The following is a 13,972-nucleotide window of genomic DNA, read 5'->3' on the forward strand; positions in this document are numbered from 1 at the left end:
TTATTGATTTTTGAATTTTAGGTTTGAAAAAATAGCAATTAAATAAAAACAAAAACTAATTTAAAACCCTTCTAAAAATGAGACACAAGTACTTAAAAAGTCTTGTAGTTGCTAGTGCGTTTATTGGATTCACGTCACAAATCCAAGCACAAAGCAAAAACGAGGCTCAGAAAATTCGTAGTAAGTACAACTTAACAAAACTACGAGGAATGAAGCAAAACTTCGAAAAAGATGCTTCAGATGAAAAACAACAAGCTTTACGTTTAGCAAAACAAAATGGTTGGAAAACTAAGTTTACCGCCAAAGATGGTAGTATGCTAGAGCTTCAAAGAGTTGTTGATGGAAAGCCAATCTATTACACTACGTTTAATGAAGATGCAGCTAGGTCTACTAGAACAAATCATTTAAATTCTGGTGGTTCATTAGGATTGAATTTAATGGGGCAAAATATGACTGCCCATGTATGGGATGGTGGAATTGCTAGAGCTACTCATAGAGAATATGATGGAGCTGGAGGAAATAACCGTTTTTCAGTAGGAGATGGAAGTTCTTCTCAAAACTTTCATGCAGCACACGTTACAGGAACTATCATAGCTTCTGGTGTTACAGCTTCTGCAAAAGGAATGGCACCTCATGCAAAAGGTGTAGGTTATGATTGGAACAATGACAAAGCTGAGGCTACTACAGCAGCTTCTAATGGAATGTTAGTTTCTAATCATTCTTATGGTTTCAGAGTAAGAGATAATAGTGGACAAGTAATTATACCGCAGTATTATTTTGGAGGATATATTGATGAGTCTCGTGATTGGGATCAAATTATGTTCAATGCGCCTCAATATTTAATGGTTGTAGCAGCAGGTAATGATGGTAATGATAATACTGCTAATACAAACCCTGCTGGAGGATCTGGTTGGGATAAATTAACAGGACATTCAACATCAAAGAATAATTTAGTAGTCGCAAATGCTCAAGATGCTAATGTAGATTCAAATGGAAACTTGGTTTCTGTATCTATAAATAGCTCTAGTAGTGAAGGGCCAACAGATGATTTTAGAATTAAACCTGATATTACTGGAAATGGTACTGGGGTTTACTCTACATATCATAATGGTGATGCTTCTTATCAAAACTTAACAGGAACATCTATGGCTTCTCCAAATGTAACAGGTTCTTTATTATTGTTACAAGAGCATTATAATAACACGCATGGTTCTTATATGAGAGCAGCAACTTTAAAAGGTTTAGCACTTCATACAGCTGATGACGCAGGAGCTTCTGGGCCAGATGCTGTTTTTGGATGGGGATTGTTAAATGCTAAAAAAGCTGCAGAAAGTATTACAAAAAGAGGAAATGAAACTAAAATTGAAGAGCTAACTCTTTCAGCTGGTCAAACGTATACAATTACAGTTGATGCTGATGGTACTAATCCTTTATTGGCATCTATTTCTTGGACAGACAGACCTGGAGTAGCTAATACAGGTACTGTGAATTTAAGTACTCCTGCATTAGTAAATGATTTAGATTTAAGAGTTTCTAAAAGTGGTACTACGTATTTGCCATACAAATTAACAAGTCCAACAACAAGTACTAAACAGGATAATAACGTTGATCCTTATGAAAGAGTAGATGTAGCGAATGCTTCAGGAACATATACTATTACAGTTACACATAAAGGAACATTAACTGGAGGAAGTCAAAATTATACATTAATTGTAACTGGAGTTACTGGTACACCAGTAGTTTGTAACGCAACAGTACCAACAGGAGTATCTACATCAGGAGTTACTTCTTCAGGTGCATCAGTAAGCTGGACAGCTGTACCAGGAGCTACTTATGATGTACGTTATCGTCAAGCAGGAACGACTTCTTGGACAACAAATGCTGTTACTGCTACTAGTACAACATTAAGTGGATTATCAGCATCTACACAGTATGAAGTTCAGGTTCGTAGTAAGTGTTCTTCTGGAAATTCAAATTATAGTACATCAGTTAACTTTACAACAAGTGCTGTAACACTAAACTATTGTGCTTCAAAAGGAGATAGTGTAAATGATGAATATATTCAAAGAGTTCAATTAGGTACAATTAATAATGCTTCAGGAGCAGGAAATGGGTATACAGATCATACAGCTATATCTACTAATTTAGCAAAAGGAACTTCACATACAATTACCATAACTCCAAGATGGACAGGAACTGTTTATGATGAAGGATATGGAGTTTTTATTGATTACAATAAAGATGGGGATTTCTCTGATTCAGGTGAAACAGTTTGGACCAAATCAGCATCAAAAGATACGCCTGTTAGTGGGTCTTTTACAGTGCCATCTGGAGCTGTTGAAGGAGCTACAAGAATGCGTGTAATTCTAAGATACAATGCAGTTCCTTCTGCTTGTGGAACCTATAATTATGGTGAAACAGAAGATTATACTGTTGTAATTGGTTCATCTCAGGCGGATACACAAGCACCAACAGCACCAAGTAGTCTGGCAGCTTCTAATGTAGCGCAAACGTCATTAACACTTAATTGGGCAGCTTCAACAGATAATGTAGGTGTAACAGGGTATGATGTATACCAAGGAAGTTCTAAGTTATCAACTGTAACAGGTACTTCTTATAATGTTTCAGGATTAACAGCTAGTACTGCTTATGCGTTTTCTGTAAAAGCAAAAGATGCGGCAGGTAATGAATCTGCTTCAAGTAATACTGTTAACGTTACTACGCTAGGGAATACGGTTACTTATTGTGCTTCAAAAGGTAATAGAGTAACTTATGAATGGATTGATTATGTTGCATTTGGAGGAATGACAAACACTACAGGAAAAGATGGTGGTTATGGAGATTATACTTCAAAAGTAGCGAACGTTTCTAGAGGAGCTACAAGTCAACTTGTAGTAAGCGCAGGATTTAGAAGTACACAATACAATGAGTATTTTTATATTTGGATTGATTACAACAAAAATGGAACTTTTGAATCTTCTGAGTTAGTAGCATCAGGAAACTCAAACAGTGCAGGTAACAGAACAGCAAATATTACAATACCTACAAGTGCTAGTTTAGGACAAACTAGAATGCGTGTAACTATGAAGTATAACGCTGCACCAACTCCATGTGAAACATTTGCGGATGGAGAGGTAGAAGATTATACCGTTAATATTACAGGCTCTAGTGCTGCAAACTTGTATACAATTTATGTTGAAGAAAATGGAGATGCTTTAAGACATGAGAATGTTTCTGATGTTATGGCATACCCTAATCCAGCTAAAGATTATGTTCAGGTAAGAATGCTTTCAAAAGAGGCTGGAGTAACATATAAAATAATAAATACTATTGGAAGTGTTGTACAATCAGGACGTTTAAATTCTTCAAACGTTAACATTTCTCAGTTAAAATCTGGTATTTACATGTTAGAGGTAAATGATGGTCAAAGGTCATTAACTACCAAATTAGTTAAAGAATAATTTACTACATATATACTAACTAGGAAATAGTTAGAAAGAAATCCTCTTTCTAACTATTTCTTTCAACCTATTCAATAAACATATGAATTTAAAATTAAAGGTTTTGATAGGTGGCTTATCAGTAGCTGCTGTATCAATGATTGGAGTTGATTATTTAAAGCAACAAAACGCTTTAAATGAATTGGCGGAGAAACGTAAAGTTCATAGCACTTTTTTAAAAGAAAGTCCTTTAAATGAAGCGTTACAATGGGGTAAAAAAGAAAGAAAACAAAGAGGATTACCTCCAAACAGATACTTTGATCAAATGCATCTTCTTACAATGAATCCTGCAACAGGAAAAATGGAAGATGGTAGTTTAGCTAAATTGCGAGAAGATTTATTGAGAAAAAGAGCTTCAAAAGGGAAAAATACACAAGAAAGAAATCCAGGAGATAATGGAAACGCTTGGGTAGAAAGAGGTCCTAATAATGTAGGAGGACGTACAAGAGTTGTTTTATTTGATCCTAATGATGCTTCTAATAATACAGTTTTTGCTGGTGGTGTAAGTGGAGGATTGTGGAGAAATGCAGATATTACAAATGCAAATTCACAATGGACTAGAGTCCAAAATGTACCTGGAAATTTATCGGTTACTTCAATAACAGTTGATCCTAGAGATAATAATAGATGGTACGTTGGTACTGGGGAGCAATACACAGCAGGTGATGTTGTAGGAAATGGAGTGTATGTAACGACTGATGGTGGTACTACATGGAACGCTGTAAATATACCAGCAGCAGGAGAAGCAATTATAAATCACAATGCTAGTAATGTTTTCTTATCTGGTGTTCATTTTGTAAATGATGTTTTAGCTTGGGATAATGGAAACTCTACAGAGTTATTTGTTGCTGTTGGAGCACATGTATATGGAGATTCTGGAAATCCAAGAAACTGGTTAGGATTACAATCTGCTGGTTTATATCGTTCTACAGATAATGGAACTACTTGGAATAGAATAGAGTCGGCAAATATGAGGCATACTTTTAGTAATAGAAACTACTATTACATTCCAAACGACTTAGAAGTAAGTGCTAATAATACACTTTGGATGGGAACTATTAAGTCTGCATTAGGAGAAAATGGTGGTGGTAGAGTGTATAGCTCAACAAATGGTTCAACTTGGACAGAAGCAGCAGCATCTCCATTAACAAATTCAAATAGAGTAGAGTTAGAGCCATCAGCAACTAATGCAAATAAAATTTATGCATTGACACAAGGAACTGAAAACACAGCTCCAGTACATATTTATAAAACTACTGATGGTTTTGCTACAGCCACAGCTACATCGTTACCAAATGATGCAGATACAGGGATTGCTGCAAATGATTTCTGTAGAGGACAGGCGTTTTATGATTTAGTTATTGAAGCAGATCCAACTAATGATAATGTAGTTTATGTTGGAGGTATTGATCTTTTTAAATCAACAAATAGTGGTAATTCATGGTCTCAATTATCTCATTGGTATGGAGGTTTTGGATTTCAAAGTGTACATGCTGATCAGCATTCTATTGCTTTTGGTAATAACAATTCATCAAGAATGTTATTTGGAAATGATGGAGGTATTTATTACTCAGGAAATGCAGGTACTAATATTAGTGTAAGAAATAGAGGTTATAATGTTACACAGTTTGTAAAGGCTGGAATTGGACCTGATGGAGCAGGAGATACAGATGGTATTTTTAGTGCTGGTGCACAAGATAATGGAACACAGGCTTTCAGAAATGCGGTAGCAGGTATTAATAGTTCAACTGAGTTAAGTGATGGAGACGGTTTCTATACATTTGTAGATAAAGATGGTCAGTACATGATTGCTACTTATGTTAGAAATGTAATTTATCGTTTTAATTTACCTTGGAATGGACAAGGAAGAAGGCAAGGAGGTGCAACTACTTTATTTAATGATGCACAAAATACTGGAGATTTTGTAAACCCAATGGGATATGATAGTGGTGCTAACAGATTATTATCTAATAAATCTTCAAGAACCACTTCTGATAAAGCAATTTTAAGCATAAATGTTGCTGCTAATACTAATGGAACTTTAACAAATGCATTATTAAATGCTAGTCCAACTGCTTTCCAACCTTCACCTTTTGAAAACAATGCATGGTATGTTGGTTTAGTTAATGGTAGATTACTGAAGTTAACAAATGTAACGAATAGTAGTGCTACTTGGTCTAACATAAATACTCCTTTTGTAGGGTCTATTTCTGCGGTTAGGTTTGGTGCTACTGCTAATGATATTTTTGTTACTATGCATAACTATGGTGTAACAAGTGTTTGGGCAACTACAGATGGAGGTGCTAACTGGGTAAGTAAAGAAGGTAATTTACCTAATATTCCAGTAAGAGATATTTTACAAAACCCATTAGATAGAAACGAGGCTATTTTAGCAACACAATTAGGAGTTTGGTCAACCTCTAATTTTAACGATGCAAATCCTAACTGGTCACAAGCATATAATGGAATGAGTGATGTGAGTGTTACTTCATTTGATTATTGGGATGTGAGTGGGGATAATACAAATAATAAAGTAATAGCTTCTACATATGGTAGGGGAGTGTTTACAGGAACATTTACAAGTAATGCAGCTGCAGATACGCAAGCACCTACAGCTCCAACTAATTTAGCAGCAAACTCAGTTACTGAAACTGGATTAACTTTAAATTGGTCGGCTTCTACTGATAATGTAGCAGTAACGGGGTATGATGTGTACCAAGGAACAACAAAGTTAGGTACTGTAACTGGAACAACCTATAATGTAACAGGATTAACAGCAAGTACAGCTTATACATTCTCTGTAAAAGCTAAAGATGCTGCAGGAAATGAGTCAGCAGCTAGTAATATTGTTAATGTAACTACTCCTGATGCTACACTTACCTATTGTACTTCAAAAGGAAATAGTGTATCTGATGAATATATTCAAAGAGTTCAATTAGGAAGTATTGATAATACTTCAACTGGAGGAAATGGATATTCAGATCATACAAGTATCTCAACTAATTTAGAGAAAGGGAAATCAAATACAATTACCATTACTCCAAAGTGGACAGGAACTGTTTATGATGAAGGATATGGTGTGTGGATAGATTATAATCAAGATGGAGATTTTTCAGATGCTGGTGAAACAGTATGGACAAAAGCGAAATCTAAAGACACGCCTGTTGGAACTTCGTTTACTGTGCCAAGTTCTGCAAAAGATGGAGCAACAAGAATGCGTATTGTGTTAAAATACAACGCTACTCCAACTGCCTGTGAAGCTTCTTTCCAATATGGAGAAGTAGAAGATTATACAGTAAATATTACAGCTGCAGTTGCAGATACACAAGCACCAACTGCACCAAGTAGTTTAGCTTCGTCAAATGTTTCACAAACTGGATTAACTTTAAATTGGACTGCTTCAACAGATAATGTAGGAGTAACTGGTTATGATGTGTATCAAGGAACTACTAAGTTAACTACGGTTACTGGAACTACTTATAATGTAACAGGATTAACACCTGATACAGCTTATACATTTTCTGTAAAAGCTAAAGATGAAGCAGGAAATGAATCAGCGGCAAGTAATACTGTTAATGTAACTACATTGAAAAACGTGGTTTCTTACTGTGCATCTAAAGGAAATAGAGATACTTATGAGTGGATTGACTATGTTTCTTTTGGTGGAATGACTAATAGTACAGGAAAGAATGGTGGTTATGGAGATTTTACGTCTAAAGTTGCTACAGTAGCACAAGGAAGCACTAATCAAATTATTGTAAGTGCTGGATTTAGAAGCACGGCTTATACAGAATATTTTACAGTTTGGATTGACTTTGATCAAGATGGAACTTTTGAAGAAAGTGAAAAAACGGCATTAGGTTCATCTAAGAGTGCTACTAATAGAACGGCAAATATTTCAGTTCCAGCTGGTGCTAGTTTAGGGCAAACTAGAATGCGTGTTTCTATGAAGTATAATGCAGCTTCAACTGCTTGTGAAACATTTGCAGATGGAGAAGTAGAAGATTATACTGTAAATATTGTAAGTTCATCTTCTTCTTTAGCATCAATTGCTGCTGTAAGTAATGTTTCTGCGGAGCCATTTGATACTGATAATGTAGGTAGTTTAAATGTATTCCCTAATCCAGCAATAAATAATGTTATTGTTAAGTTTGGTGATAATGAGAGTGTTAACTTTAGAATAACAAATGCAATTGGTAAAGTTGTGTTAAAAGGTAAAACTGTTAATAATACTGTAGATATTTCTCAGTTAAAAAGCGGTATATATATATTAGAAGCTAATGATGTTCAAAAATCATTAACAACTAAATTAATTAAGCAATAGTTAAAACCCTTCTTTCATTTAACTAATGTAGGCCCTGGGCGAAAGCTCGGGGTTTTTTAGTTACTTTTGCCAAATGAATTATTTATCAGTAGAAAGTATAGCAAAGGCATATGGTGAGCGCATTTTGTTTCAAGACATATCCTTTGGAATTAATAAAGATCAAAAAATTGCTTTTGTAGCTAAAAATGGTAGTGGAAAAACATCTATTTTAAATATTATTGCTGGAAGAGATATGCCAGATTCTGGGCAAATCATAAGTAGAAAAGGAATTCATATTGCTTACTTAGCGCAAGACAATAAGTTTGATGAAAACTTAACTATTGAGGAAACCATTTTTTCAACTGAAAACAAAATTCTACCCATAATTCAAGAATATGAAAAAGCATTAGAAAATCCTGACGATCAAGAAGCATATCAAAAAGCTTTTGAAGCTATGGAACAACACAACGCTTGGGATTTTGAAACGCAATACAAGCAAATTCTTTCAAAATTAAAATTAGATAACCTTTCTCAGAAAGTAGCTACTCTATCTGGAGGACAAAAAAAACGTTTAGGTTTAGCAATTATATTAATTAATAAACCTGATTTATTGATTTTAGACGAGCCAACAAACCATTTAGATTTAGAAATGATAGAGTGGTTAGAAGCGTTTTTTGCTAAAGAAAAAATTACCTTGTTTATGGTGACACATGATCGTTACTTTCTAGAACGTGTGTGTAATGAAATCTTAGAATTAGACAATGGTAAGTTGTATAAGTATAAAGGAAATTATTCGTACTACTTACAAAATAAAGAAGAAAGAAAAGCTTTGGAAGCTACCAATCTAAGCAAAGCAAAAAGTCTGTTTAAAAAAGAGTTAGAATGGATGCGTCGCCAACCTAAGGCGAGAACAACGAAGTCCAAATCTAGAATTGACGATTTTTTTGAAATTAAGAAAAAAGCACACCAACGTAGGCAAGAACATGAAGTCCAGTTAGAAATTAACATGGAGCGATTAGGTAGTAAAATAGTAGAACTACACAGTTTAAAAAAATCATTTGATGATAAAGTAATTTTAAACGGATTTGAGTATGTTTTTAAGAAAGGTGAACGTATAGGTATTATTGGTAAAAATGGAACAGGAAAATCTTCTTTTTTAAATATTCTTACACAAACAATGCCTGTAGATGGTGGTAAAGTGGTGGTAGGAGAAACGGTAAAATTTGGTTATTATACACAAAAAGGAATTAAAGTTAAAGAAGGACAAAAGGTAATTGATGTAATTAAAGAGTTTGGGGAATATATTCCATTAACAAAAGGTAGAAAAATCTCTGCTGCGCAGTTATTAGAACGTTTTTTATTTAGTAGAAAAAAACAACATGATTTTGTAGAGAAACTATCCGGAGGAGAGCAAAAACGTTTGTATTTATGTGCAGTTTTAATTCAGAATCCTAACTTTTTAATTTTAGATGAGCCAACGAACGATTTAGATGTGATTACTCTAAACGTATTAGAAAGCTTTCTATTAGATTATCCAGGAAATTTAATGGTGGTATCTCATGACCGTTATTTTATGGATAAAATTGTAGATTCTTTATTTGTGTTTAGAGGTGAAGGCGTGGTAGAGAATTTCCCAGGGAATTACTCTGATTTTAGAGCTTATGAAAATTCACAGCCATCTGAGTCTAAAAAAGAAGAAAAAATAGTAGAAACTAAAGAAAAAGCACCTCAAAGAGGAAAGTTAAGCTACAATGAAAAAAGGGAGTATGGATTATTGGAGGTAGATATTGAAAAGCTACAAAAAAAGAAAGAGCTTATAGAAAAGCAATTTGCTAATAATGAAATTGAAGCTGATATGATTAATGATAAATCAATAGAACTTCAAGAAATTATAGAGAAGCTGGAAGAAAAAGAAGAACGCTGGTTTGAGCTTTCCATGAAGTTAGAAGAATAAAAAAAATAAGGCTGTCACTTTGGTGACAGCCTTTTATATAACTATTTGAATTAAGTACACTTAATTAACAGTAAGTGTATATTGTGGTGTTGGGTTTAATGGGCAAAAGTAAACATACTCACCCTTAGCTAGTTTTACTTCTTTTGAAGTTGATTTGCTATTGTTTTTAACTAAAGAAGTTACATATGCATTTTGTATGTGGTGTTTTTGATCTGTTTTTCCTTTAGGAGCTAATACAAATCCTACATCATGTCCAACTTCATTGTTAGCAATTTCAAAAACATAGGTGCCTTCTGATAAAGTTAATGATTTTTGAGTGAATTCCCCTTTAGTTTGTTCTAAAGCTACTGTTTTTACTTCTTGAGCATTTGCTTGAAATGCAAATCCTATTAATAAGATAGCAATGGCTATTACTTTTTTCATCGGTATAAAATTTATGGGTTATATTTTAGGTTTCTTAATTATTGGGTTATGCGTTTACACTAAATTTTCCTGCTTCAACTTTTGGAAAGTCAATTTCAGTTTCTGCAATGTGGTTTACATAGTTGGTTAAGGTATTAGCAACTACATTTAGTACTATTTCCAATACATCACTATCATTATAACCAGCGTCTTTTACAGCCTTAATTTCTTCAGAAGTAACATTACCTCTATTTTTAGTAACGCTTTGTGCAAATTGTAATCCAGCTTGTACTTTAGCATCAGAAGCTTCTCCTTTTCTGTTTTCTTCAGTTTCAGCATCTGTTAAACCATTCATTTTACCAATAGCTGTGTGTGCTGATAAACAGTAGTTACATTGATTTTCTTCTGCAATTGCTAAAGCTAATTGCTCTCTAAACTTTCCAGAAAAGTTTCCACTTGCTGTAAGATCGCTTAAACTTAAATAACTTTGTAAAGTTGCAGGCGAGTTTCCAAATACTTTAATTAGGTTAGGGATAAATCCAAGTTTAGCATTTACTGCATCAAATAATTCTTTAGATTTTCCGGTAGTAGTTTCTGGATTTAAAGTTTCAATTCTAGTACTCATAATTTTTGTTTTTAAGGTTTTATAATTCTTGATTTGTTTTTGGACAGTTACACATTTCTCTTTCAGGAAATTGTTCGTCGTATTCTTGATATCCCCAACAGTTGGGACATTGATTGATTTCTGTTCTCATTTTTCCTTGTTTTTATTTCTGATACAAAGATGCGACCGAAATCAGCCTTGAAAAATGGACAAAAGTTCCTATGAGTTGGACAAAAAGTATTTGAGCTTGTTTTGACTGAAGCTTTAAGGTAGAAAAAGTGAAGTTCCTATACTAAAATATTGTTAAGTAACTAAATAGATTTATTAATAAAGAGAAAAGCCCAGAGCATCATATGTCTAGGCTTATATTCAATATTTTTATGTGCAGAAATCTAACAGCAAATCAGTTTGAGTAGCAGTGCACCATATTTTATAAAAAATGTTTTTAATAAAACATGGTGCAAATCTAAGAATTCTAATTTAGAAAGTCAAATATTTTTAGGTTTATTCTAATGAATATTTCATTTTGTCAGTTATTATCTTTTTAATGGTTTCGTTTTCTTTATAGTTATAAAAGAGTTTTTTTATCTCATCATCTAAATCCTTTTTTCTGTTTGTTGAAATTTTTTCCAAAAAAAATGTAATAACCTTTATACATGCGTTCAAAGAAGTTTTATCATTTTTATCAACAATATTAGACATAACAGGTAAAGCTCTAGGTAAACCAAAATCGAACATAACATCTCCATGAGCACAAAGGTTACGTATTAAAACAACACTAGCCATCAATTTACCAAACTTATCTACGTTATTAATACCAAAAAGCTTACTTATTCTTTCTCTTATATCATCATCTTTAATATCTCTATAGATATTAAGAATAGTACCAAAAGTAAAAAACTCAAGTGTTTTCCATGCTGGAGCATACCTGTCATTTATATATTTTTCATGGTGTTTTTTTATTGCTTTGTTATTTCTCTTGAAGTCTGAACCATAATATTTATCAATTTTTTCTAAAAAAGAGTTTTCCATTATAGATGGATCTATAAACCAAGTAGGAGATTGTTTGAATTTATTAGAAACATAATAAACAATTTTTGTTCTGAAGTTTATCTCAATTCTGTTAATATATTTGGTTAGAATATTTCTAAGATCAACATCTAAATAATAAAGGTTGATTACATCTGAAAATTTGGTGTTTTCTATAAAATTATGATTATTATCCTTTTCAAAAGGATTCCAATAAAAACCTAATCTATAATAACCAATATCAGACAAGCATTCTTTTACTTTATCTTCGCTACAATCAAATATCATACCTCTACTTCTTAATTTTTTGATTTGATCGTCAAAGTTTGTAGCAATTCTTCCCATATATAATTCGTTTAAATTTTCGAAATATATAACCTTTTATTCGTAATCAATAATTTTCGTACTAGAACATATTTAAAAGAGATTGTTTTTAGAATGTAATTTTCAATAAATATTAATCAGTTTTATTTTTAATTGTTTATAGATTTTTTAAGTTAAAAACAATGATAATATATTAGATTACTTTGAGTTTAAACTAAAGAAAAGGTGTTGATTTATTATGTTTTATTAATTCTGTTTTTGAAATTGTTTAGGTGATAGCCCAGTAGCTTTGGTAAAAAAACGTGAAAAATAAGCAGGATCATTAAATCCTAAATCAAAAGCAATGTATTTTACAGCTTCGGTAGAGTAGAGGAGTTGTCGTTTTGCTTCCGTTATGATTCTGTTTTTAATAAAATCACTTGGGGTTTGTGAACCAATTTTTTGAAAGTGTTTGGTGAGTGATTTTGGAGAGATTCCTAATCTATTGGCATATTCAGTAACACTATGTAGTTTTTTAAAGTTTTGTTCTACTAATACACTAAAATCCTTGAATAGCTTAGTTTCTTGATCTTCTTTTACAACATCGTGTTCTTTTTTAATGCGTACAGCGTGTATAATAAACTGTTTTAAATAGGCTTGTAGCATATCATATTGTGCGGTTCCGCCCAGTTTAAACTCATCAATCATATTATTTAGAATGCTGTCTAGCTTAATAATATCATTTTCGGTAGGTGTTATAAATGGAGTTTCGTACACGTTATTGAACAGTACACCGTTACAAGAAATCTCAGCATCATGATTTTGTATACAGTAAAAATCTTTATGAAAGCTTAGTTGATAAGCTTCTTTTATTTTTTCAGAGGTAATAGAAAATACTTGTCCTGGTGATAAGAAAAAGAGTACGCTATTGTTAAACTCATAACTCTTAAAATCTATATTGTAAATACCGCTTCCTTCTTTAATCCAAAATATTTTAAGTTGATGTATTTGTTGAGGTTTGTTTACCACACAAGCTTTTTCAAACTGAACAGTATGTAGGTTAAAAATATCTTTGTATGTATAGGAAGTTGTGGTTTGAACTGCCATAAATAGCGATTAGTTTAGTGGTTAGTCGTAAAAGTTTATAATACTAACGAAAGATACAGTTTGTAAGTATTTCAAAAAAATAAAGCCGTCACATTTAAGACGACTTTTAAATTACTTAAACAACCGATACCCAAAACCAATGTTATGCGTAGGCTGATTAATTGTATTAAGATTGACTCGATAACTAGCAAACCATTTTCCTTTTCGATTATATTGTAATCCTAAACTAAGATTGTCAAACTGTTGTGTATTACCACCAACTTCAGAAAATAAATAGAATCCACTTCTGTAGGTTTTAGGGTGTTCTATGGTTTTAGTAATGGTGATTTCTCTAGGAACTTTTAGTTTGTAGGATAGATTACTGTCTAATAATTTTCCGTTTACCAGATCATAACTATAAATTTCTACATCGGTATTGTTTAGAGTGTCTCTGTATATTTTAGCAGCGATGTAATTGGTAGTATCTTTTATAAAAACAGTGTCTTTTATAATTTTAGTAACATCGTTTTTATGCACATATACTTTTTTGTATTTAACCGTTTGTACTTTAAAAGTGTCGATTTTTGTTTGCCAAACCGTGTCTCTTACAATGGTGATTTTAGGTTGTTGATTTTTAGTTGTTGTATCCTTTTTTTTCCAAAAAAGATGAGTTATTAATAATCCTATTATCACGTATAATAGTACTTTTTCAGTTTTGATATTGGTAGGTTTCATAGCTTTATTTTGAGTGTTGTAAATGGTTTTTATAAGTATTTTGCAGTAAGAAAAAA

General features: G+C 32.6%; 8 protein-coding genes. 3 read left to right on the plus strand and 5 right to left on the minus strand.

What is annotated here, in order from left to right; translation table 11 throughout:
- Window positions 1-77: 77 nt before the first annotated feature.
- From ABNT65_RS14820 to ABNT65_RS14830, 3 genes are all read left to right on the plus strand, one after another.
- On the plus strand, window positions 78-3,461 hold the full coding sequence (locus tag ABNT65_RS14820) for a GEVED domain-containing protein (RefSeq protein WP_348746183.1): 3,384 nt from the start codon (window positions 78-80) through the stop codon (window positions 3,459-3,461).
- An 82-nt stretch (window positions 3,462-3,543) separates the two neighbouring features.
- Window positions 3,544-7,824 carry a GEVED domain-containing protein gene (locus tag ABNT65_RS14825; RefSeq protein ID WP_348746184.1) on the plus strand — a complete coding sequence of 1,427 codons (4,281 nt, stop codon included), beginning with the start codon at window positions 3,544-3,546 and terminating at the stop codon, window positions 7,822-7,824.
- Window positions 7,825-7,897: 73 nt separating this feature from the next.
- Window positions 7,898-9,757, plus strand: coding sequence for an ABC-F family ATP-binding cassette domain-containing protein (locus tag ABNT65_RS14830; RefSeq protein WP_348746185.1), 1,860 nt, complete (start codon window positions 7,898-7,900; stop codon window positions 9,755-9,757).
- 60 nt (window positions 9,758-9,817) lie between these two features.
- On the opposite strand, the gene ABNT65_RS14835 is transcribed toward ABNT65_RS14830, so the two are convergent.
- From ABNT65_RS14835 to ABNT65_RS14855, 5 genes are all read right to left on the minus strand, one after another.
- Window positions 9,818-10,180: a hypothetical protein gene (locus ABNT65_RS14835; RefSeq protein WP_348703126.1), complete on the minus strand. Its 363-nt coding sequence runs from the start codon at window positions 10,178-10,180 to the stop codon at window positions 9,818-9,820.
- A 46-nt stretch (window positions 10,181-10,226) separates the two neighbouring features.
- Window positions 10,227-10,784 carry a carboxymuconolactone decarboxylase family protein gene (locus ABNT65_RS14840; protein WP_348703125.1) on the minus strand — a complete coding sequence of 186 codons (558 nt, stop codon included), beginning with the start codon at window positions 10,782-10,784 and terminating at the stop codon, window positions 10,227-10,229.
- A 483-nt stretch (window positions 10,785-11,267) separates the two neighbouring features.
- Window positions 11,268-12,137: an Abi family protein gene (locus ABNT65_RS14845; protein ID WP_348746186.1), complete on the minus strand. Its 870-nt coding sequence runs from the start codon at window positions 12,135-12,137 to the stop codon at window positions 11,268-11,270.
- Window positions 12,138-12,362: 225 nt separating this feature from the next.
- Window positions 12,363-13,202, minus strand: a complete 840-nt coding sequence (locus tag ABNT65_RS14850; RefSeq protein WP_348703124.1) for a helix-turn-helix domain-containing protein — start codon at window positions 13,200-13,202, stop codon at window positions 12,363-12,365.
- Window positions 13,203-13,313: 111 nt separating this feature from the next.
- On the minus strand, window positions 13,314-13,916 hold the full coding sequence (locus tag ABNT65_RS14855; protein ID WP_348746187.1) for a hypothetical protein: 603 nt from the start codon (window positions 13,914-13,916) through the stop codon (window positions 13,314-13,316).
- Window positions 13,917-13,972: the final 56 nt, after the last annotated feature.

Source organism: Tenacibaculum sp. 190524A02b, from assembly GCF_964036645.1.
GTDB classification, from domain to species: Bacteria; Bacteroidota; Bacteroidia; order Flavobacteriales; family Flavobacteriaceae; genus Polaribacter; species Polaribacter vairaonense.